The following is a 21356-nucleotide window of genomic DNA, read 5'->3' as shown; positions in this document are numbered from 1 at the left end:
TGCCCGATGCGAGTATTGCTGCCCCTTTGCTGCCTGTTGCTGCCTGTTGCCGAGTTGCATGCAGCCGGGCGTTATCTGACCTGGGTGGATGATCAGGGGCGGGTGCATAACAGTTTTGTCGATCAGGACTTCAAGCATCACCGGCAACAGGCAGAGCAGCGTATTGAGCAGAGTGATCAGGCACGCCTGGGGCCGGGCGCCAGCTGGCCGCGTCAGGACAGTGCCAGCGAGAGCAAGCGGCGCTATTTCACCTGGGTCGATGCCAGCGGCAACCTGTACAACACGTTCCATGCCGGCAGCCAGTTGCAGCCCGATCCCCGTGATGGTGTGCTGGCCAGTGGCGAGTCGACCAGCGACTACATCAGTTCCGATGTTCTGGAGGGGCGGGCGTTCGAGCGCGGTGAGGGGGATGGCCGCTACTACACCTGGGTCGACGATCAGGGCCGCACTCGCAATTCATACCTGCTCCAGGCCCGTAATACTGGGGTGTCTACGCCAGCGACCCAGGGCAGTTATAGCGAAGGGCGGGAGATTGCCTTCAATGGCAAGCCGGTATTGCTGCCGGGGCTCGATGGTCAGCCAACCCCGGCCATGCAGGCGCTGCTGGCGGGAAGCCAGGCAGATGATGACGCACCTTACCAAGCCCTGCTGAGTCGGTGTTGCGGACAGTTGAGCGAGGACAGCTTTAGCCAGCTGAGCCGTGAAGAGCCGCGTTATGAGGAACTCAACCGCTTCTCCCCGCGCCTGGATTTCCCCATGGGCAGCAGTTACTACGCGGCTCTGCGCCTGCCAGCCTCGCGAATGGAGTATGGGTTGCGGGTACGCAGCTTTGCCAACAAACAGCTGGTTTATCCTTCCTTGCTGTTTCTCGATGAAAGCAAGCAGCCTACTCGCCTGGTCAGTGAGGCGGTATACAAGCTGCATCCGGAGACCTGGCACCGCTATGCCTTTATCGAGGGCACGGTCAAGGTCAGGCCGGGGGAGCGTTATGTCCTGCTGCTGACCACAGAGGATGATCGCAAGCGCCAGACCTTGGACAATAAACCCTTCAAGCGTCCCCTGCAGGATCTCGACGTCAATGACGCGGGCATGCAGGCCCATGCCCATGTCGAAGAAGGCGCCTTCGAGCTGGCCATCGTGCGTTGAACTGACAGGTATAAAAAAGCCCGGCGAGCCGGGCCTTTTCATGGATAGGGTGCTACTCAGAGCTGCGCAATGGGTACATGGCCAAAGCACTGCTGGGCAAAGCGCATCCGTTCTTCCGGACTTTCCTGAATGCCTTTTTTCTTGAGCTCGGCCAGATGCGCTTCCACGGCATGGGTGCGCTTGGTCAGGCCACAGTCATTGGCAATCTGAATGTTCAGACCGGGGCGGGCATTGAGTTCCAGAATCAGTGGACCTTTTTCCTGATCCAGAACCATGTCCACACCGATATAGCCCAGCCCGCACAGCTCGTAGCAACCTGCCGCCAGCTTCATAAAGCCGTCCCAGTTGGGCAGTTGCACGCCATCCACCGCGTTGGCGGTATCCGGGTGCTTGCTGATCTTGTTGTTCAGCCAGGTACCCCGCAGAGTCACCCCGGTGGCCAGGTCGACGCCAACGCCGATGGCCCCCTGGTGCAGGTTGGCCTTGCCGCCGGATTGGCGCGTCGGCAGGCGCAGCATGGCCATGACCGGATAGCCCATCAATACGATGATGCGAATATCCGGCACACCTTCGTAGCTGATGCTTTTGAAGATCGGGTCGGGAATCACCCGGTATTCGATCAGCGCCCGATCACGATGGCCGCCCAGGGAATAGAGCCCGGAGAGGATGCTGGAGATCTGTTGCTCGATCTCCTCGTGACTGATGATCTTGCCGGAAACTGTCTTGTAGCGTTCCTCGAAACGGTCGGCGATCACCAGAATGCCATCGCCACCCGCACCCTGGGCGGGTTTGACGACGAAGTCGGTGCGCCCGCCGATGATCGAGTCGAGCTTGTCGATTTCCTTCTCGGTGGAAATCACCCCATACATTTCCGGCACATGGATGCCAGCTTCGATGGCACGCTGCTTGGTGATGATCTTGTCATCCACAATGGGGTAGAGGTGCCGTTTGTTGTACTTCAGCACATAGTCCGCATTGCGCCGGTTGATGCCCATGATGCCCTTGGCTTCAAGGGCCTTCCACGTCTTGATCAGGCCGAACATGGTCTTAGTCCTTGAGGAAGGCTTTGAAGCGGAACAGCTCGGTCAGGCGGTAGCCGCGGTAGCGACCCATCGCCAGCATAAAGCCCACCAGAATCATCAGCACGGCCGGGAAGGTGAAAATAAAGTACACCAGCTCCGGTACGCTCATCAGCAGATGGGCGAGGGTGGCGGCGAACAGGGTGCCCAGGGCGACCTTGAAGGCATGGGTGCCACCGCGCTCTTCCCAGGTGATGGACAGGCGCTCGATGGTCATGGTCAGAATCACCATGGGGAACAGGGCGACCGACAGGCCGCGCTCCAGGCCCAGCTTGTGGCTGAACAGGCTGATGGCGGCAATCAGTACCACGACAAAGGTCAGCACAACCGACAGGCGCGGCAGCATCTGTAATTTGAGGTGCTCCAGATAGGAGCGCAGTGACAGCCCCAGGGCGGTGATCACGGTAAACAGGAAGATGCCGAAGCCCAGCTGGGTTTCACGGAAGGCCAGGGCGATCAGCACCGGAGTAAAGGTACCGAGTGTCTGCAGGCCGCCGAGATTGCGCAGGATCAGGATCACCAGTACGCCGATGGGGATGACGATCATCACCTGGAAGGTCTGCTGGGTGGACAGCGGCAGGCCGTACAGCGAGTACTCGAGGAAGTCGGCGTCGGTGTTCTCGTCGGTCAGCTTGGCCAGGCGAATGGCATTCATTTCGCTGTTGTTCAGGCTGAAGCTGACCTGAGCCTGACGACCGCCTTCCAGATTGACCAGCGGCTCGTCGCCGGTCCACCAGACAAGGCGATCAGCCGGCAGCCCCTGCTGGCCGGATTCGGGATGGAAATACAGCCATTGTTCGCCATTGAAACTGCGCAGCCACAGCTCCGGGCTCTGCTGGGTTTCGGCGATCAGGCGAATGGTGTGCAGGCGCTCCATGGGGACATGGGCAATGGACAGCAGCAATTCGATGACCCGCGCCTTGTTGACCGGCGAGTTGTCGCCGCCCAGCAGCAGCTTGACGTTGTCATCATTGCGGTTGTTGACCCGCTTGATGGTCTCGCTGATAAAGGTTTCGACGTCCGCCGAGTGCTGACGAATCGGCGCCAGCAGGGCGTCGGCAGCGATTTTCTCGGGGCCTTCCAGAGGAATTCGCTCGCGGAAGATGGGACCGCGGGCCTTGGTCTGCTCGTCGCTGTAACGCTTGGTCAATACCAGGCGGTAGTACAGGGTCTGTTTGCCGTTGGCGCGACGCGACGACCAGGTCACCTTGCGGTTGCCGTCGGTACGGTTGACGCTCACCCCATAGTTGTTGGAGATAAAGCTCTCATTGAGGCTGACGTAGTCCTGATTCAGCGGCGGCACAAACATCTGCAGCTTTACCGGCTCGCGGGGAGTCGCCAGGAACTCGACCTTGGCGTCGATATTCCACAGGTCGTCAGTTTCATCTTCGGTCACCGGAATGCCGAGGATGAAAATCTGGTAGCCGGTGATCAGCACGCCCAGGCTCACCAGAAGAACGATCAAAATTTTCAGATGCAGATTAAGAGAGCGCATGGGCGTTACTCATCAGGGGTTGCGTCGGGGGTGCAGGCCGGTTGTCCGGCTGCATATTTAAGACTGGGGTCGACCAGTGCAGTAAAACGTTTCAGGGCCTCCGAGCCAATCAGAAGCGGGTATTGGAAGGCACTGCGGTCGGTAAGGTTCACTTCGATATTCTGCAGCGAACGCCCCATGCAGATATTCATCTCGATCACGGGGCGTGCCGTATAGGTCTTGTTTTCCTCTGGGTCATAGTCACCGGCGCGTCGTTTGATTTTGCTGATGCGTGCCAGTGGCCGTTCAATCGGATGCTTGTGAGCATCATCCACCGCCAGATAAAAGCGCACCCAGGGCTCGCCATCACGCTTGAAGCGTTGAATATCTCGGGCACTCAGTGAGGCGGTCTTGGCACCTGTATCGAGTTTAGCTGCCAATTGCAGATCGAGGTCGAACAGGCGGACATATTCGTTCAGGCCATACACGGCTTTCTCCGTGGCTGAACTCAGGCCAGGCAGTGCGCACAACAGGCACATAAGAAGCAGAGTGGGTTTGAGCGTCATAAGACCTTATCGGGGCAGCGACTTAGATCATTCAGATTAGCAAGCTGCACAGGCTGAATGCACCTGCTTGACTGTCCGCTCGTGGAGGCGCTGCAGGGCGGCGCATTCTAACATGGGCTTTTTCAACGGTGACAGGCGCTTATAGAGGATTTTGCAAGTGCTCTCGGGCATTGCTGGCCAAAGGTCTAATGAGCAATTGTCGACAATCCTTGTGGTTTGTTTGACATTAACCTTGTCGATGGGTAATTTCGCTGCTGTATAAAGACTTGGTGTCGACAATTATGCAAGGTGAATCCTCTGTAGCCGAAGCCGCCGGGGTAGACAGCGAAACCCTGTCCGAGCACGTTTTCCGGCGTATCCAGGCCGCTATCGTCAAAGGCGAGATAGCGCCCGGCAGCAAGATCTCCGAGCCCGAACTGGCGCGCACCTACGGGATCAGCCGCGGCCCCCTGCGTGAGGCGATTCATCGCCTGGAAGGTCAGCGCTTGCTGGTGCGTATTCCCCATGTCGGGGCGCGGGTGGTGTCGCTGTCCCATGACGAACTGATCGAACTGTACGAGATCCGCGAATCCCTGGAGGGCATGGCCTGTCGTCTGGCGGCCGAGCGCATGAGTCAGCAGGAAATCGATGAGCTGCGCCGGGTGCTGGATCTGCATGAGCAGGACGAGGCCTTCAAGGCCGGCGTCGGCTACTACCAGCAGGAAGGCGACTTCGATTTCCATTACCGCATCATCCAGGGCAGCGGCAACCAGACCCTGGTGCGCATGCTCTGTGGCGAGCTGTATCAGCTGGTGCGCATGTACCGCCTGCAGTTCTCCGCCACGCCCAGCCGGCCGCGTCAGGCCTTCAATGAGCACCACCGTATTCTCGATGCCATCGCCGAACGAGACGGCGAGCTGGCCGAGCTCCTTATGCGCCGCCATATCGGCGCCTCCAAACGCAATATCGAGCGTCACTTCGCCATCAGCGCGGGGCAGGGCGCACTTTCCAAGACAGCCAACACCCGAGGTGAGTCATGAGTCAGCTTTCTCCAGGTCAGCGTTTCCGTCAGGCCCTTGCCGAAGAGCATCCCCTGCAGGTGATCGGCGCGATCAACGCCAACCATGCCCTGCTGGCCAAGCGCGCCGGTTTCCGTGCGATTTACCTGTCCGGTGGCGGCGTGGCGGCCGGTTCCCTGGGCCTGCCGGATCTGGGTATCAACACCCTGGATGACGTGCTCACCGACGTGCGCCGCATCACCGATGTCTGCGACCTGCCGCTGCTGGTGGATATCGACACCGGTTTCGGCCCCAGCGCCTTCAATATCGAGCGCACCATCAAGAACCTGATCAAGGCCGGCGCTGCCGCCGCGCATATCGAGGATCAGGTCGGTGCCAAGCGCTGTGGTCATCGTCCGGGCAAGGAGATCGTCTCCTGCGAGGAAATGGTCGACCGCGTGCGCGCCGCCGCCGACGCCAAGACCGACCCGGACTTCTTCCTTATCGCCCGTACCGATGCGATCCAGGCCGAGGGCGTGGACGCGGCCATCGAGCGTTGCCAGGCCTATGTCGAGGCCGGTGCCGACGGCATCTTCGCCGAGGCGGCCTATGACCTGCCCACTTACAAGCGCTTCGCCGATGCGCTGAACGTGCCGGTACTGGCCAATATCACCGAGTTCGGCGCCACGCCGCTGTTCACCCGCGACGAACTGGCCTCGGTCGGCGTGGCCATCCAGCTCTACCCGCTGTCGGCCTTCCGTGCGGCGAACAAGGCAGCGGAAACTGTCTACACCGCCATTCGCCAGCAGGGCCATCAGCAGGATGTGATCGAACTGATGCAGACCCGTGCCGAGCTCTACGACCGCATCGGCTACCACGCCTTCGAGCAGAAGCTTGATGCGCTGTTCGCCGCCAAGAAATAACAACAAAGTAACCGGATTCGAGGAGACAAGAGATGAGCGCCGAAACCACTACCGGCTTCAAGCCGAAAAAATCCGTCGCCCTGAGCGGCACCGCCGCCGGCAACACCGCGCTGTGCACTGTCGGTCGTACCGGCAATGACCTGCACTACCGCGGCTATGACGTCCTCGACTTCGCCAACCGCTGCGAGTTCGAGGAAATCGCCCACCTGCTGGTGCACGGCAAGCTGCCCAACGTCGCCGAGCTGGCCGCCTACAAGGCCAAACTCAAGGCGCTGCGTGGTTTGCCTGCGGCGCTCAAGGCGTCGCTGGAGCAGCTGCCGCCGTCCGCCCACCCGATGGATGTGATGCGCACCGCCGTATCGGTGTTGGGCTGCGTATCGCCGGAGAAGGACGACCACAACCACCCAGGCGCACGCGACATCGCCGACAAGCTGATGGCCTCGCTCGGTTCGGCGCTGCTGTACTGGTACCACTTCAGCCACAACGGCAAGCGCATCGAGGTGGAAACCGACGACGACTCCATCGGCGGTCACTTCCTGCACTTGCTGCACGGTGAGAAGCCGCGCGAGTCCTGGGTGCGCGCCATGCACACCTCGCTCAACCTGTACGCCGAGCATGAATTCAACGCCTCCACCTTCACCTCACGGGTGATCGCCGGCACCGGCTCCGACATGTTCAGTTGCATCGCCGGTGCCATCGGCGCGCTGCGCGGGCCCAAGCATGGCGGCGCCAACGAGGTGGCCTTCGAAATCCAGAAGCGCTACGACAATCCGGACGAAGCCGAGGCCGATATCCGCGCCCGGGTGGAGAAGAAGGAAGTGGTGATCGGTTTCGGTCACCCGGTCTATACCGTCAGCGACCCGCGCAACAAGGTGATCAAGGACGTGGCCCGCGAGCTGTCGGCCGAGCAATCGAATACCAAGATGTATGACATCGCCGAGCGCCTGGAAAGCGTGATGTGGGAGATCAAGAAGATGTTCCCCAACCTCGACTGGTTCAGCGCCGTCAGCTACCACATGATGGGCGTGCCCACCGCCATGTTCACCCCGCTGTTCGTCATCGCGCGCACCTCGGGTTGGGCGTCGCACGTGATCGAGCAGCGCATCGACGGCAAGATCATTCGCCCCAGCGCCAATTACGTCGGGCCGGAAGATCTCAAGTTTGTGCCGCTCAAGGACCGTCCATAACCATGAACAGCCAACTGAATACTCAATACCGCAAGCCCTTGCCCGGTACCGCGCTGGACTACTTCGACACCCGTGAGGCGGTGGATGCCATCGCCCCTGGTGCCTACGCCAAGCTGCCCTACGTCTCCCGCGTGCTGGCCGAGCAGTTGGTGCGCCGCTGCGAGCCGGACGCCTTGACCGATTCGCTCAAGCAGCTGATTGAACGCAAGCAAGAGCTGGACTTCCCCTGGTACCCGGCGCGCGTGGTCTGCCACGACATCCTCGGGCAGACCGCACTGGTGGATCTGGCCGGCCTGCGTGATGCCATCGCCGAGAAGGGCGGGGATCCGTCCAAGGTCAACCCGGTGGTGCCGACCCAGCTGATCGTCGACCACTCCCTGGCCGTGGAAGCCCCGGGCTTCGATCCGGATGCCTTCGCCAAGAACCGCGCCATCGAAGACCGTCGCAACGAGGACCGTTTCCACTTTATCGAGTGGACCAAGACCGCGTTCAAGAACGTCGACGTGATCCCGGCCGGCAACGGCATCATGCACCAGATCAACCTGGAGAAGATGAGCCCGGTGATCCAGGCGCGCGGCGGCGTGGCCTTCCCGGATACCTGCGTGGGTACCGACTCGCACACCCCGCACGTCGATGCCCTGGGCGTGATCGCCATCGGCGTCGGCGGTCTGGAAGCGGAAACCGTGATGCTCGGCCTGCCGTCGATGATGCGCCTGCCCGACATCGTCGGGGTCAAGCTGATTGGCAAGCGCCAGTCCGGCATCACTGCCACCGATATCGTGCTGGCCATCACCGAGTTCCTGCGCAAGGAGCGCGTGGTGGGTGCCTGGGTCGAGTTCTTCGGCGCGGGCGCGGACAGCCTGTCGATCGGCGACCGCGCGACCATCTCCAATATGTGCCCGGAATACGGCGCCACTGCCTCGATGTTCTATATCGACCAGCAGACCATCGACTACCTCAAGCTGACCGGTCGCGAGCCGGAACAGGTGGCGCTGGTGGAAAACTACGCCAAGACCACCGGTCTGTGGGCCGATGCGCTGGTCAGCGCCGAGTACGAGCGCGTGCTCGAATTCGACCTGAGCACCGTGGTGCGCAACCTGGCAGGCCCGTCCAACCCGCACAAGCGTCTGCCGACTTCGGCGCTGCAAGAGCGCGGTATTGCCGACGAGGCCAAGCTGGCCGCCGGCAAGGCCGAAGAAGCCCAGGGCCTGATGCCAGACGGTGCGGTAATCATCGCCGCCATCACCAGCTGCACCAACACCTCCAACCCGCGCAACGTGGTGGCCGCAGGCCTCTTGGCGAAAAAGGCCAATGCCCTGGGCCTGCTGCGCAAACCCTGGGTCAAGACCTCGTTTGCCCCGGGTTCCAAGGTCGCCAAGCTGTACCTGGAAGAGGCCGGTCTGCTGCCTGAGCTGGAGCAGCTCGGCTTCGGCATCGTCGGCTATGCCTGCACCACCTGCAATGGCATGTCCGGTGCGCTGGATCCGGTAATCCAGCAGGAGATTATCGATCGTGACCTGTACGCCACTGCCGTGCTGTCGGGCAACCGCAACTTCGACGGTCGTATCCACCCCTACGCCAAGCAGGCCTTCCTGGCTTCGCCGCCGCTGGTGGTGGCCTACGCCATCGTCGGAACCGTGCGCTTCGATATCGAGCAGGATGTGCTGGGTACCGACCAGAACGGCAACCCGATCACTCTGAAGGATCTGTGGCCGAGCGATGAGGAAATCGACGCCATTGTTGCCTCCAGCGTCAAGCCGGAGCAGTTCAAGCAGGTCTATATCCCGATGTTCGATCTGGGGACTATCGAGGAGGCCGAGAGCCCGCTGTACGACTGGCGCCCGATGTCCACCTACATCCGCCGTCCGCCGTACTGGGAAGGCGCCCTGGCTGGCGAGCGCACGCTCAAGGGCATGCGACCGCTGGCAATCCTGCCGGACAACATCACCACCGACCACCTGTCGCCGTCCAACGCCATTCTGGCCAGCTCGGCAGCGGGTGAGTACCTGGCCAAGATGGGCCTGCCGGAGGAGGACTTCAACTCCTATGCGACTCACAGGGGCGACCACCTGACCGCGCAGCGCGCCACCTTCGCCAACCCGCAGCTGGTCAATGAAATGGCCGTGGTTGACGGAGTGGTTAAGAAGGGTTCGCTGGCCCGGGTCGAGCCGGAAGGTCAGGTGATGCGCATGTGGGAAGCCATCGAAACCTACATGAACCGCAAGCAGAACCTGATCATCGTCGCCGGTGCCGACTACGGTCAGGGCAGCTCGCGGGACTGGGCGGCCAAGGGCGTGCGTCTGGCAGGTGTGGAGGTGATCGTCGCCGAGGGCTTCGAGCGCATCCACCGCACCAACCTGGTGGGCATGGGCGTGCTGCCGGTGGAGTTCAAGCCAGGCACCACTCGCCTGACCCTAGGCCTCGACGGCACCGAAACCTATGACATCGAAGGCGAAGTATCGCCGCGCTGCGACCTGACCTTGGTGGTCAATCGCCGCAACGGTGAAGTAGTCAAGGTGCCGGTGACCTGCCGACTGGATACCGCTGCCGAAGTGCATGTGTACAAGGCCGGCGGTGTGCTGCAGCGCTTCGCCCAGGACTTCCTCGAAGGCACGGTGGCCTGATTTTGTAGGGTGGATGGCGTTTTTCCATCCACCGTACCGGTTCCATGGTGGATCGGTGAAGCGTGATCCACCCTACAGTCCACTCATACTCCAGCCAGGACTCAATCATGGCGCAACAACCCCAGATCAAGATTCCCGCCACCTATATGCGTGGCGGCACCAGCAAGGGCGTGTTCTTCCGTTTGCAGGACCTGCCGCAACGCTGTCAGATGCCGGGCGCGGCGCGCGATAAACTGTTTATGCGGGTGATCGGCAGCCCTGATCCCTACAGCGCGCATATCGACGGCATGGGCGGCGCTACCTCCAGCACTTCAAAGTGCGTGATCCTGTCGAAAAGCAGCCAGCCGGATCACGATGTGGATTACCTCTACGGCCAGGTTTCCATCGACAAGGCATTTGTCGACTGGAGTGGCAACTGCGGCAATCTGTCTACTGCGGCCGGGGCCTTTGCCATCCATGCCGGGCTGGTCGACCCGGCGCGCATTCCGGACAACGGTGTGTGCGTGGTACGCATCTGGCAGGCCAATATTCAGAAAACCATCATCGCCCATGTGCCGGTCAGCAATGGCCAGGTGCAGGAAACCGGCAACTTCGAACTGGATGGCGTGACCTTTCCGGCCGCCGAGATCGTGCTGGAGTTTCTCGATCCGTCTGATGACGGCGAGGAGGGCGGCTCGATGTTCCCTACCGGCAATCTGGTCGACGATCTGGAAGTGCCCGGCGTCGGGACTTTCAAGGCCACCATGATCAGCGCCGGTATTCCCACAGTGTTCGTCAACGCCGAGGACATCGGCTACCAGGGCACCGAGCTGCGCGAAGCCATCAATGGCGATCCGGCGCAGCTGGCGCGCTTCGAGCAGATTCGCGTGGCCGGCGCCCTGCGCATGGGTCTGATCAAAACGCCTGAAGAGGCGGCTACCCGCCAGCACACACCGAAGATCGCCTTCATCTCGCCGCCCAAGAGCTACCAGGCCTCCAGCGGCAAGCAGATCGAGGCCGGTGAGGTGGACCTGTTGGTGCGGGCGCTGTCCATGGGCAAGCTGCATCACGCCATGATGGGCACCTGTGCGGTGGCCATTGGCACGGCTGCGGCGGTGCCGGGCACCCTGGTTAACCTGGCGGCCGGTGGTGGAGCGCGCGAGGCGGTGCGTTTCGGTCATCCATCCGGCACCCTGCGGGTCGGCGCACAGGCGGCTCTGGTCGACGGTCAGTGGACGGTGACCAAGGCCATCATGTCGCGCAGCGCGCGGATTCTGATGGAAGGCTGGGTACGGGTGCCGGGCGACTCTTTCTAGCCCTCAGAAACTGGAAAAGGCTCGAAGTTGTCGAGCCTTTTCTTTATAGATCAATCAGTTGATCAGGTTACTTGAGGCGACGTTCAACACCTTTTTCCACCAGAATCTTGGCGGAAATCTCCTCCACGGAGAAATGGGTGGAGTTGATGAAGTTGATGTTCTCGCGGCGGAACAGGTTTTCCACCTCGCGGACTTCGAACTCACACTGGGCGAAGCTGGCGTAGCGGCTGTTGGGTTTGCGTTCGTGGCGGATGGCGGTCAGGCGATCCGGGTCGATGGTCAGGCCAAACAGCTTGTCCTTGTACTTTTTCAGGGCTGCCGGCAGCTGCAGGCGCTCCATATCGTCTTCGGTCAGCGGGTAGTTGGCGGCGCGGATGCCGTACTGCATGGCCATATACAGGCAGGTGGGGGTCTTGCCGCAGCGAGACACGCCAACCAGGATCAGGTCGGCCTTGTCGTAGTAGTGGGTGCGCGCGCCGTCGTCGTTGTCCAGGGCGAAGTTCACCGCCTCGATACGCTCCATATAGTTGGTGCTGGAGCCGATGGAGTGGGACTTGCCCACCGAGTAGGAGGAGTGACTGGTCAGTTCCTGCTCCAGGGGGGAGAGGAAGGTGGAGAAGATATCAATCATAAAGCCTTCGGACTCGGCCAGGATCTCGCGAATATCCTGGTTGACGATGGTGTCGAAGATGATCGGGCGGGCACCGTCCTGCTCTGCCGCCTTGTTGATTTGTTGTACCATGGCGCGGGCTTTTTCCACGCTGTCGATATATGGCCGCGTGAGTTTGGTGAAGTCGATGGTTTCGAACTGAGCCAGCAGGCTTTGACCCAAGGTTTCGGCGGTGATGCCGGTGCCGTCGGAGATGAAGAAAGCGGTTCGTTTCATTTGCACCATGGGCCTTAAGCTGGGAAGGATTCTTGGCTATCATAGGCCCGCCTTTGCAGGGCCGAACTGGCTGGCATTGTTACTTATTTTCCAGGGCCAGGCCACAATCGTGCGGGCATGTACCGCCGAACCATCCAGCTCCTGAGTTTTTCCAACACCGTTAGTGGAGAGATCACCTTGGTAGAGTACGTAGTTTCCCTCGATAAGCTCGGCAATCACGATGTTGAGCATGTGGGGGGCAAGAACGCATCCCTCGGCGAGATGATCAGCAACCTGGCAGGTGCTGGCGTTTCGGTTCCCGGCGGCTTCGCCACTACGGCCCAGGCCTACCGTGACTTCCTCGAACTGAGCGGCCTGAATGCGCAGATCCATGACGCTCTGGATGCCCTGGATGTCGACGACGTCAATGCCCTGGCCAAGACCGGCGCGCAGATCCGTCAGTGGGTAATGGATGCGACGTTCCCGGCCGAGCTGGACAAGCAGATCCGTGAGGCTTTCGTCGCCATGAGCGGTGGCAACGACAATATGGCCGTGGCCGTGCGCTCTTCCGCCACCGCCGAAGATCTGCCGGATGCCTCGTTTGCCGGTCAGCAGGAAACCTTCCTCAATATCCGCGGTGTGGACAACGTGATCCGTGCGGCCAAAGAGGTATTCGCTTCGCTGTTCAACGACCGCGCCATCGCCTACCGTGTACACCAGGGTTTTGACCACAAGCTGGTCGCCCTGTCCGCCGGTGTGCAGCGCATGGTGCGCTCGGAAACCGGTACCGCCGGGGTGATGTTCACACTCGATACCGAATCGGGTTTCCGCGATGTGGTGTTTATCACTGGCGCTTACGGCCTGGGTGAAACCGTGGTGCAGGGGGCGGTCAACCCCGACGAATTCTATGTGCACAAGAGCACTCTGGAAGCCGGTCGTCCTGCCATCCTGCGCCGCAACCTGGGTAGCAAGGCGATCAAGATGGTCTATGGCGATGAAGCCAAGGCCGGTAAGTCGGTCAAGGTTGTCGATGTGGATCGCGTCGATCGCGCCCGTTTCTGCCTGACCGATGCCGAGGTCAGTGAGCTGGCCAAGCAGGCCATGATCATCGAGAAGCACTACGGGCGGCCGATGGACATCGAGTGGGCCAAAGATGGCGACGATGGCAAGCTGTATATCGTCCAGGCTCGCCCGGAAACCGTGAAGAGCCGTTCCAGCGCCAACGTCATGGAACGCTACCTGCTCAAAGAAAAGGGCACCGTACTGGTTGAAGGCCGCGCCATTGGCCAGCGCATCGGCGCCGGCAAGGTGCGGGTGATTCACGATGTGACCGAGATGGACAAGGTGCAGCCCGGTGACGTGCTGGTCTCCGATATGACCGACCCGGATTGGGAACCGGTCATGAAACGCGCCAGTGCCATCGTTACCAACCGTGGCGGACGCACCTGTCACGCGGCGATCATCGCACGCGAACTGGGTATCCCGGCGGTAGTCGGTTGCGGCAACGCCACCCAGGTGCTGAAAGACGGTCAGGGCGTGACCGTGTCCTGCGCCGAGGGTGATACCGGCTTTATCTTCGAGGGTGAGCTGGGCTTCGACATCCGCAAGAACTCGGTGGACGCCATGCCCGAGCTTCCGTTCAAGATCATGATGAACGTCGGCAACCCGGATCGCGCCTTCGACTTCGCCCAGCTGCCCAATGCCGGCGTGGGCCTGGCCCGTCTGGAATTCATCATCAACCGCATGATCGGCGTGCACCCCAAGGCGCTGCTGAACTTCGCCGGCCTGCCGCCCGAGATCAAGGACAGCGTGGAGAAGCGCATCGCCGGTTACGACGACCCGGTCGGCTTCTATGTTGAGAAGCTGGTCGAGGGCATCAGCACCCTGGCCGCCGCCTTCTGGCCGAAGAAGGTCATCGTGCGCCTGTCGGACTTCAAGTCCAACGAATACGCCAACCTGATCGGCGGCAAGCTCTACGAGCCGGAAGAAGAGAACCCGATGCTGGGCTTCCGCGGCGCCTCGCGTTACATCAGCGAATCCTTCCGCGACTGCTTCGAGCTGGAATGCCGCGCGCTGAAGAAGGTGCGCAACGAAATGGGCCTGACCAACGTCGAGATCATGGTGCCTTTCGTGCGTACCCTGGGTGAAGCCAGCCAGGTGGTCGATCTGCTGGCGGCCAACGGCCTGGCCCGTGGCCAGGACGGCCTGAAGGTCATCATGATGTGCGAGTTGCCGTCCAACGCGCTGCTGGCCGAGGAGTTCCTCGAGTTCTTCGACGGCTTCTCCATCGGCTCCAACGACCTGACCCAGCTGACCCTGGGCCTGGATCGTGACTCCGGCATCGTCGCCCATCTGTTCGATGAACGTAATCCGGCGGTGAAGAAGCTGCTGAGCAACGCCATCCAGGCATGCAACAAGGCCGGCAAGTACATCGGCATCTGTGGCCAGGGGCCGTCGGATCACCCGGATCTGGCCAAGTGGCTGATGGAGCAGGGCATCGAGAGCGTCTCGCTCAACCCCGACTCGGTACTCGATACCTGGTTCTTCCTGGCCGAAGGTCAGGCGCGCTGAGTTCGAGCGTTACTCCGAGCCAAGGGCAGGCGTGATCCTGCCCTTTTCTATACTCAGTACCTGCATAAGCTTTATCCCTGGGGCGGGCGCGGCAGAACGCTCCTAGTGTTTTGCTGATCTGCCGTTCATGGCGCCCACTCTTCGGGTCGTCGCTGTGCGACGTTAAAAATTTCTCCCGGCAACCTTTGTAGCAGAGCGACGATGCAAAGCAGCAGTAAGCTTTTCCCAGTAACCCTGATCAGCGCAGAGCTGCGAGGCGATCTCTCTGAGGATGTCTATCGCCTCAAGCCCGGTAACAGCCCCGATGCCAGTGTCGAGTTGGCACTGACCCGGCTCGGCCGTGCCGATCGCGAAACCACGCGCGGCGTGCCGGTGGTGCTGATTCCGGGCAGCTTCTCCAATCGACGCTTCTGGTATTCGCCGAAATCAATTGGCCTGGGGCCTTATCTGGCCCGTGCCGGTTACGATGTGTGGATTGCCGAAATGCGTGGCCATGGCCTGTCGCCGCGCAACCAGCGCTACAAGCACAACAAGGTCAGCGATTATGTGCGTTATGACCTGCCGGCCATTGCCGATTTTATCCATGAGCAGAACCCGCAGCCGGTGCACTGGATGGGGCACTCGTTGGGCGGCATCATCCTGGCCGGCGCTTTGGGTGGACACTACCTGCAGCAGACGCGCGTGGCATCGGTTGTGCTCTTTGGCAGCCAGGTCAGTCGTATCTACTGGCCGCTCAAGGTGCCGCCGGTGGAGTGGGGGAGTCGTCTGCTGCTCAAGAGTTTTTCGGTGATTTCCGGGCCCAGGCTCAAGCGTGGTCCGGAAGACGAGCCCATCGGCCTGGCTCTGGAAAGCCTGCGCTGGCATGGCCTGCTGGGCCGTTTCGGCGATGCCGATAAGGACTGGTGGGCGGGGCTGATCGATGTGCAGGTGCCCGTGATGGCGGTGGCCGCCGAGGGCGACCATCAGGACCCGGCCTGGGCCTGTCGCAAGCTGATGGAGCAGTTCGGCTCGCCGCTGCGCGAGTTCCTCTGCCTGGGCAAGAAGCAGGGTTTCAGCAGCGACTTCGGTCATGTCGAGATGCTGGTCAGCAAGCAGGCACAGCTGGAGGTGTGGCCACTGGTGGAGCAGTGGGTGCGCAAAAGCCCCGAAGTGGCCGCGCAGCTTGCCATGCAGCCGGATCGCGATGAGGCGTCAGCTGTATCTGCGGATCAGGCATAAGGGCATGCCCATTCACGTTATGACGATGGCGGCTCTGCTAGTCTAGGCCGACTCCGGTTTAATCCATTCAATCAAGAACCTTGAGGAACTAGCCATGCATTACATCACCCCTGATCTGTGCGATGCCTACCCGGAACTGGTGCAGGTGGTTGAACCGATGTTCAGCAACTTCGGCGGTCGCGACTCCTTTGGTGGCGAGATCGTCACCATCAAGTGCTTCGAAGACAACTCCCTGGTCAAGGAGCAGGTCGAGCAGCCGGGCAAGGGCAAGGTCATGGTGGTTGACGGCGGCGCCTCCATGCGCCGCGCGTTGCTGGGCGACATGCTGGCCGAGAAGGCTGCCAAGAACGGTTGGGAAGGCATTGTCGTATATGGCTGCGTACGCGATGTGGATGTTCTGGCACAGACTGATCTGGGTATTCAGGCCCTGGCCAGCCATCCGATGAAGACCGACAAGCGTGGTATTGGCGACCTCAATGTCCCGGTGACCTTTGGCGGCATCACCTTTCGTCCGGGCGAGTACCTGTATGCCGACAACAATGGTGTGATCGTTTCGCCTTCCGCGCTGCAAATGCCGGAGTAAGTGACGTTGCCGGAGAGTCGCATGACCACTGATGGGCTGGTGCACGCCTTTGTCCTGGATGGCCAGGGCGGCGCCTGCAGCCTTGACTATGAGCAGCTGCAGACACTGCAACTATCTGAGCAGGAGAGCCTGTGGCTGCACTGGGATCGGAGTCACCCGCAGAGCCAGCAGTGGCTGCGTGAGTACAGCGGGTTGGGCGAGTTTGCCTGTGACCTGATGCTGGAAGAGAACACACGGCCACGCCTGCTGCCGTTGCCCGAGCACGAACTGCTGTTGTTTCTGCGCGGGGTCAACCTCAATCCCGGGGCTGAACCGGAGGATATGGTGTCGGTTCGCATCTTTGCCGATGCGCGGCGAGTCATTTCCCTGCGTCTGCGGCCGTTGCGTGCAACCGATGCGCTGATCGCGGCGCTGCTGGCGGGCCGTGGCCCAAAGAGCCCCTCCGAGCTGATTCTCGGCCTGGCTGATTACCTGACCGAGAAAGTGGACGGTTTGCTGGTCGAGCTCAGTGAGCAGGCCGATGAGCAGGAAGAGCTGATCGATGCTGGGCTAAGCCAGTCGCCCGATCATGCCTTGCTGTTGCAGATGCGCCGGCGTGCCGCCGGTTTGCGACGCTTTCTGGCGCCCCAGCGGGACATCTTTGCGCAGTTGACCCGCCATCAGCTGCCCTGGTTTGTCAGTGATGATGCTGACTATTGGAATGAGCTGAACAACCGCCTGACCCGCTACCTGGAAGAGCTGGAGCTGATCCGCGAACGGGTCAGCCTGGTACTTGAAGCGGAGAACCGGCGCATGGAGCAGCGCATGAACCATAACCTGTACCGCTTCGGCATTATCGCCGGGGTGTTTCTGCCGCTGACCTTTGTCACGGGGTTGCTCGGCATCAATGTCGGCGGTATCCCGGGGGCGGACAACCCTTTTGCCTTCTGGGTGGTGTGTGCCCTGATGGTGGTCACGGCGCTGGGTCAGTGGTGGTTGCTGCGGCGACTGCGCCTGGCGTGATGTGACTCTGTATGCCATCGATTCGTCTAGCCGTGACAGCCTGCGAGGTCCGTTATGATGCACGACCCCTTTGAAGAATCATTACGCGATCTACTCAAGTCATCCGAGTCAAGCCACGACGACGATGCCTGCCTGCATCGTGTGCTCAAGACTGCCAATCGCCAGGTGGGTGCAGGTGATCTGTTTGCGCTGATGGGCCACTGCCTCGGTGCATTGATGATCGCGATCAACAGTGGCGCCGGCCATATTGCGCCTGTCTCCCGTAGCAAATCTTCCGAATCCTCTCCTGATAAGGCTGACTAAGCATGGAATTTACTCAAGTTCTGGTCGACGCCATGGCCAGCGTCTGGTCCCCGATTGCCGCCTTTATCCCGCATCTGTTCGGGGCCATGGTGGTGGTGCTGCTGGGTTTTGTGGTGGCCAAGTTCCTTGACACCCTGTTGTCCAAACTGCTCGGCAAGATTGGCCTGGACCGCTTGATGGCCGGTACTGGCCTGACCAAACTGCTGAGCCGGGCTGGCATCCAGGTGCCGGTCTCGACCCTGATCGGCAAGATCGTCTACTGGTTCGTGTTGCTGATCTTCCTGGTCACCGCGGCCGAGTCCCTGGGCCTTGAGCGCGTTTCCTCGACGCTCGACACCCTGGCGCTCTATCTACCCAAGGTGTTCGGTGCAGCCCTGGTGCTGCTGGCCGGTGTGCTGCTGGCGCAACTGGTCAGCGGCCTGGTGCGTGGCGCCGCCGAGGGCGTGGGCTTGGACTATGCCCATGGCCTGTCGCGGGTGGCTCAGGGCCTGGTGATCATCATCAGCATCTCGGTGGCCATCGGTCAGCTGGAGGTCAAAACCGAGCTGCTCAACAACGTCATCGCCATCGTGCTGATTTCGGTGGGGCTGGCAGTGGCCCTGGCACTGGGGCTGGGCAGCCGGGATATTGCCAGCCAGATCCTGGCCGGTATTTATGTGCGCGAGTTGTATGAGGTCGGGCAACTCGTGCAGGTTGGAGATGTCGAAGGGCAGATCGAGGAGATTGGTACGGTCAAGACCACGTTGCTGACCGACAGCGGCGAGCTGGTTTCGGTAGCCAATCGTACCTTGCTCGAACAGCAGGTCAGCAGCCGCTAAGGCGTCAATCCCTGCTATTGTATGTGGCCACCGCAGCATCGGCTCAGACCCCGATGCTAGTGGCTTTTGTCCTGACTGTCGGCCCGACTCGTTTTGAATAAAGCCCAGCTTGCCTCTTTGCGTTATGACCCCCGCGAACTCACTGACGAGGAGTTGGTGGCGCGTGCCCATGACGAGCTGTTTCATATCACCCGCGCCTATGAAGAGTTGATGCGTCGTTATCAGCGCACACTCTTCAATGTCTGTGCCCGTTATTTAGGGAACGAAAGAGACGCTGACGATGTCTGTCAGGAAGTGATGCTAAAAGTTTTATATGGCCTGAAAAACTTTGAAGGTAAATCAAAGTTTAAAACCTGGCTGTATAGCATCACCTATAACGAGTGCATTACGCAGTACCGCAAGGAGCGGCGTAAACGTCGCCTTATTGACGCCTTAAGTTTGGATCCTTTGGAAGAGGCTTCCGAGGAGAAGGCACCAAAGGTTGAAGATAGAGGCGGTCTGGACAAGTGGTTGGTGCATGTGAATCCGATCGATCGGGAAATTCTGGTGCTGCGTTTTGTTGCAGAACTGGAGTTTCAGGAAATCGCCGACATCATGCATATGGGCTTGAGTGCAACCAAGATGCGCTACAAAAGAGCCCTGGATAAAATGCGCGAAAAGTTTACTGACACCTCCGACGTTTAGTTCAGTCTCTCCCACTGTTTTAGCCACTGCGGCTCTGCTAGACTCGCCGCCGTTTTGCCCACGCCTTAGTGCGGCAATTCAACTAATCACCATGTAGGGATTTAATTGATGAAACTGAATAACACCTTTGGCATTGTCATTGGCTCTCTGGCCGCGGCTTCCTCGCTGAGCGCAGTGGCGCAAGGTCAAGGCGCGGTCGAGGTGGACGTTTTCGGCAAGCGCGCCTTTACCGAAAGCAACCGTGACGCCACTGACGGCAACCTGTTCGGCGGCAGCATCGGTTACTACCTGACCGATGACGTTTCCCTGAACCTGTCCCACGGCGTTTACAAGAGCATTCGCTCCAACGACACCCTTCCGGGTTCGACCCATGGCCGCGAGAAAATCGACGGTCAGCTGAGCTCCCTGGAAGCCGTTTACCACTTCGGTACCCCGGCCGCCCAGAGCCTGCGTCCCTACGTGTCGGCCGGTTTCGCTCATCAGAACCTGGACAACACCTACAGCCGCGGTCGTGACGAAAGCACCTTCGCCATGGTCGGTGCCGGCGCCAAGTATTACTTCACTGAAATGTTCTTCGCCAAGGCCGGTGTGGACATGCTGCACAACCTGGACACCGAGAACACCGAGTGGCAGGCCGGCCTGGGCCTGGGCATGAACTTCGGTGGCGGCAGCAAGCCGGCGCCGGCTCCGGTGGCCTACGAGCCTGAGCCCGTAGCCGAGCCCGCTCCGGTTGAGGAAACCCTGGAAGTGGTGCGTGTTGAGCTGGACGTGAAGTTCGATTTCGACAAGGCCAACGTCAAGCCGGAAAGCCATGGCGATATCAAGGCCCTGGCCGACTTCATGAACCAGTACCCGCAGACCACCACCGTGGTTGAAGGTCACACCGACTCCCGTGGCAGCGATGCCTACAACCAGAAGCTGTCCGAGCGCCGTGCCAATGCCGTGCGTGAAGTGCTGGTCAACCAGTACGGTGTCGATGCTGCCCGCGTTAACGCTGCAGGTTACGGTGAGTCCCGCCCGGTTGCCGACAACGCCACTGACGCTGGCCGTGCCATCAACCGCCGCGTAGAAGCTGAAGTGGAAGCCCAGATCAAGCAGTAATGCTTCTGGTGCTTCAAGAGAAACCCGGCCTCGGCCGGGTTTTTTCTTGCCTGAACAAAGGCCTGCTTGCTGTGACAACGGCAAATGTCACAGACGAAAAAAAGCCCGCTGTGGGGGCAGCGGGCGAAAACAACTCCGCAGGAGCGCGAAGCGGTTAGGCTCGGAGGGCTTCCAGCTGCAGCTGGGCCTGGGCGGCGACTGCGCCGATCACCAAAATGGCCGGGCTTTTCAGCTGAAAGGCTTGGGCATCCTGCTGCATGGCGGCCAGGCTGCTGCGGCACTCGCGCTGCTGGGGCAGCGAAGCGTTTTCAATCATGGCCACCGGCATCGTGGCGGGCATGCCGCCAGCCAGCAGGCCATCACGGATATCCGCCAGCTTGGCCACGCCCATATAGACCACCAGGGTGGTGCCGCCCTGGGCCAGGGCGCTCCAGTTCAGGCTGCTGTCGTCCTGGGTATGGGCGGTGATCAGGGTCACGCCGCGGGCCACGCCGCGCAGTGTCAGGGGGATGCCACACTGGGTGGCGCCGGCGAGACCTGCGGTAATGCCGTTGACCAGTTCCACTTCGATACCGTGCTCGCTCAACCAGTCGGCTTCCTCGCTGCCGCGGCCGAAGATGAACGGATCGCCGCCTTTGAGGCGTACCACGCACTTGCCCTGGCGCGCATAGCGCAGCATCAGGCGATGGATAAAGGCCTGGGGTGTGGAGCGGCAGCCGCCGCGCTTGCCCACCGAGACGATACGGGCGCCCTGGCAATGCTCCAGCACCGCCGGGTTGACCAGATCGTCGATCATCACGATCTCGGCCTGGTTCAGGGCCTTTACCGCCTTGAGGGTCAGCAGCTCCGGGTCGCCGGGGCCGGCGCCTACCAGCCAGACTTTTGCATTCATATCCTGTACCTCGCAGGGTGCGCCGTGCGCACCAAAATATTGGGGGCG

General features: G+C 60.9%; 19 protein-coding genes. 14 read left to right on the top strand and 5 right to left on the bottom strand.

The window, feature by feature from the left end:
• Positions 1–6 precede the first annotated feature (6 nt).
• Entirely contained in the window at positions 7–1146 is a 1140-nt protein-coding gene (locus GJV18_RS11785; protein ID WP_160345633.1) for a MalM family protein, read from the top strand.
• Between the two features lie 56 nt (positions 1147–1202).
• Here GJV18_RS11785 and GJV18_RS11780 read toward each other — a convergent pair whose 3' ends face one another.
• The 3 genes from GJV18_RS11780 to rloA are packed head-to-tail and all read right to left on the bottom strand — an operon-like array spanning position 1203 to position 4265.
• Complete coding sequence (locus tag GJV18_RS11780; protein WP_160345631.1) at positions 1203–2189, bottom strand: alpha-L-glutamate ligase-like protein; 987 nt, start codon at positions 2187–2189, stop codon at positions 1203–1205.
• A gap of 4 nt (positions 2190–2193) precedes the next feature.
• On the bottom strand, positions 2194–3720 hold the full coding sequence (gene rloB / locus GJV18_RS11775) for an osmotic stress tolerance membrane protein RloB (protein WP_160345629.1): 1527 nt from the start codon (positions 3718–3720) through the stop codon (positions 2194–2196).
• Between the two features lie 5 nt (positions 3721–3725).
• A complete protein-coding gene (rloA, locus tag GJV18_RS11770) occupies positions 3726–4265 on the bottom strand; it encodes a retropepsin-like aspartic peptidase RloA (protein ID WP_160345627.1) in 540 nt (179 codons plus the stop codon).
• Positions 4266–4546: 281 nt separating this feature from the next.
• Here rloA and GJV18_RS11765 point away from each other — a divergent pair, with 281 nt between their 5' ends.
• The 5 genes from GJV18_RS11765 (at position 4547) to prpF (ending at position 11271) form a co-directional block, all read left to right on the top strand.
• Entirely contained in the window at positions 4547–5284 is a 738-nt protein-coding gene (locus GJV18_RS11765; RefSeq protein ID WP_160345625.1) for a GntR family transcriptional regulator, read from the top strand.
• The gene (prpB, locus tag GJV18_RS11760; RefSeq protein WP_160345623.1) at positions 5281–6165 is read left to right on the top strand and encodes a methylisocitrate lyase; all 885 of its coding nucleotides are present in this window, start codon (positions 5281–5283) and stop codon (positions 6163–6165) included. The genes GJV18_RS11765 and prpB overlap by 4 nt, the downstream gene beginning before the upstream one ends.
• A 32-nt stretch (positions 6166–6197) precedes the next feature.
• Complete coding sequence (gene prpC / locus GJV18_RS11755) at positions 6198–7352, top strand: bifunctional 2-methylcitrate synthase/citrate synthase (protein WP_160345621.1); 1155 nt, start codon at positions 6198–6200, stop codon at positions 7350–7352.
• A 14-nt stretch (positions 7353–7366) separates the two neighbouring features.
• Complete coding sequence (acnD, locus tag GJV18_RS11750) at positions 7367–9976, top strand: Fe/S-dependent 2-methylisocitrate dehydratase AcnD (protein WP_160346103.1); 2610 nt, start codon at positions 7367–7369, stop codon at positions 9974–9976.
• 107 nt (positions 9977–10083) lie between these two features.
• Positions 10084–11271 (top strand): 2-methylaconitate cis-trans isomerase PrpF, encoded by a 1188-nt coding sequence (prpF, locus tag GJV18_RS11745; protein ID WP_160345619.1) that lies wholly within the window; start codon positions 10084–10086, stop codon positions 11269–11271.
• A 67-nt stretch (positions 11272–11338) separates the two neighbouring features.
• Here prpF and ppsR read toward each other — a convergent pair whose 3' ends face one another.
• A complete protein-coding gene (gene ppsR / locus GJV18_RS11740; RefSeq protein ID WP_160345617.1) occupies positions 11339–12157 on the bottom strand; it encodes a posphoenolpyruvate synthetase regulatory kinase/phosphorylase PpsR in 819 nt (272 codons plus the stop codon).
• A 177-nt stretch (positions 12158–12334) separates the two neighbouring features.
• Between ppsR and ppsA the strand changes: the two genes are divergently transcribed.
• From ppsA to GJV18_RS11700, 8 genes are all read left to right on the top strand, one after another.
• A complete protein-coding gene (gene ppsA, locus GJV18_RS11735) occupies positions 12335–14707 on the top strand; it encodes a phosphoenolpyruvate synthase (protein WP_160345615.1) in 2373 nt (790 codons plus the stop codon).
• 201 nt (positions 14708–14908) lie between these two features.
• Positions 14909–15925, top strand: a complete 1017-nt coding sequence (locus tag GJV18_RS11730; RefSeq protein ID WP_160345613.1) for an alpha/beta fold hydrolase — start codon at positions 14909–14911, stop codon at positions 15923–15925.
• Between the two features lie 94 nt (positions 15926–16019).
• Positions 16020–16508, top strand: a complete 489-nt coding sequence (gene rraA, locus GJV18_RS11725) for a ribonuclease E activity regulator RraA (RefSeq protein WP_160345611.1) — start codon at positions 16020–16022, stop codon at positions 16506–16508.
• A gap of 21 nt (positions 16509–16529) precedes the next feature.
• Complete coding sequence (locus GJV18_RS11720) at positions 16530–17510, top strand: zinc transporter ZntB (RefSeq protein ID WP_160345609.1); 981 nt, start codon at positions 16530–16532, stop codon at positions 17508–17510.
• A 57-nt stretch (positions 17511–17567) separates the two neighbouring features.
• Positions 17568–17813: a CrfX protein gene (locus tag GJV18_RS11715; RefSeq protein ID WP_160346101.1), complete on the top strand. Its 246-nt coding sequence runs from the start codon at positions 17568–17570 to the stop codon at positions 17811–17813.
• A gap of 2 nt (positions 17814–17815) precedes the next feature.
• A complete protein-coding gene (locus GJV18_RS11710) occupies positions 17816–18631 on the top strand; it encodes a mechanosensitive ion channel family protein (protein WP_160345607.1) in 816 nt (271 codons plus the stop codon).
• A gap of 93 nt (positions 18632–18724) precedes the next feature.
• Positions 18725–19315: an RNA polymerase sigma factor SigX gene (gene sigX, locus GJV18_RS11705; protein WP_160345605.1), complete on the top strand. Its 591-nt coding sequence runs from the start codon at positions 18725–18727 to the stop codon at positions 19313–19315.
• A 108-nt stretch (positions 19316–19423) separates the two neighbouring features.
• Positions 19424–20416, top strand: coding sequence for an OmpA family protein (locus GJV18_RS11700; protein WP_160345603.1), 993 nt, complete (start codon positions 19424–19426; stop codon positions 20414–20416).
• Positions 20417–20570: 154 nt separating this feature from the next.
• Here the strand turns inward: GJV18_RS11700 and cobA are convergent, their stop codons facing one another.
• Complete coding sequence (gene cobA / locus GJV18_RS11695; protein ID WP_160345601.1) at positions 20571–21308, bottom strand: uroporphyrinogen-III C-methyltransferase; 738 nt, start codon at positions 21306–21308, stop codon at positions 20571–20573.
• Positions 21309–21356: the final 48 nt, after the last annotated feature.

The organism is Pseudomonas xionganensis, from assembly GCF_009763245.1.
Classification (GTDB): domain Bacteria; phylum Pseudomonadota; class Gammaproteobacteria; order Pseudomonadales; family Pseudomonadaceae; genus Aquipseudomonas; species Aquipseudomonas xionganensis.
Note: the sequence above shows the minus strand (reverse complement) of the source record. Positions and strands in the feature narration are given on the sequence as shown.

What these genes read in the sequence shown, in the direction of transcription:
- prpB (WP_160345623.1), top strand. Translation starts at nt 5,281, where the DNA reads ATGAGTCAGCTTTCTCCAGGTCAGCGTTTCCGTCAGGCCCTTGCCGAA.
- rraA (WP_160345611.1), top strand. Translation starts at nt 16,020, where the DNA reads ATGCATTACATCACCCCTGATCTGTGCGATGCCTACCCGGAACTGGTG.
- cobA (WP_160345601.1), bottom strand. Translation starts at nt 21,308, where the DNA reads ATGAATGCAAAAGTCTGGCTGGTAGGCGCCGGCCCCGGCGACCCGGAG.
- GJV18_RS11765 (WP_160345625.1), top strand. Translation starts at nt 4,547, where the DNA reads ATGCAAGGTGAATCCTCTGTAGCCGAAGCCGCCGGGGTAGACAGCGAA.
- rloA (WP_160345627.1), bottom strand. Translation starts at nt 4,265, where the DNA reads ATGACGCTCAAACCCACTCTGCTTCTTATGTGCCTGTTGTGCGCACTG.
- GJV18_RS11720 (WP_160345609.1), top strand. Translation starts at nt 16,530, where the DNA reads ATGACCACTGATGGGCTGGTGCACGCCTTTGTCCTGGATGGCCAGGGC.
- GJV18_RS11715 (WP_160346101.1), top strand. Translation starts at nt 17,568, where the DNA reads ATGCACGACCCCTTTGAAGAATCATTACGCGATCTACTCAAGTCATCC.
- GJV18_RS11780 (WP_160345631.1), bottom strand. Translation starts at nt 2,189, where the DNA reads ATGTTCGGCCTGATCAAGACGTGGAAGGCCCTTGAAGCCAAGGGCATC.
- GJV18_RS11710 (WP_160345607.1), top strand. Translation starts at nt 17,816, where the DNA reads ATGGAATTTACTCAAGTTCTGGTCGACGCCATGGCCAGCGTCTGGTCC.
- GJV18_RS11785 (WP_160345633.1), top strand. Translation starts at nt 7, where the DNA reads ATGCGAGTATTGCTGCCCCTTTGCTGCCTGTTGCTGCCTGTTGCCGAG.
- rloB (WP_160345629.1), bottom strand. Translation starts at nt 3,720, where the DNA reads ATGCGCTCTCTTAATCTGCATCTGAAAATTTTGATCGTTCTTCTGGTG.
- prpF (WP_160345619.1), top strand. Translation starts at nt 10,084, where the DNA reads ATGGCGCAACAACCCCAGATCAAGATTCCCGCCACCTATATGCGTGGC.
- ppsR (WP_160345617.1), bottom strand. Translation starts at nt 12,157, where the DNA reads ATGAAACGAACCGCTTTCTTCATCTCCGACGGCACCGGCATCACCGCC.
- prpC (WP_160345621.1), top strand. Translation starts at nt 6,198, where the DNA reads ATGAGCGCCGAAACCACTACCGGCTTCAAGCCGAAAAAATCCGTCGCC.
- GJV18_RS11700 (WP_160345603.1), top strand. Translation starts at nt 19,424, where the DNA reads ATGAAACTGAATAACACCTTTGGCATTGTCATTGGCTCTCTGGCCGCG.
- GJV18_RS11730 (WP_160345613.1), top strand. Translation starts at nt 14,909, where the DNA reads ATGCAAAGCAGCAGTAAGCTTTTCCCAGTAACCCTGATCAGCGCAGAG.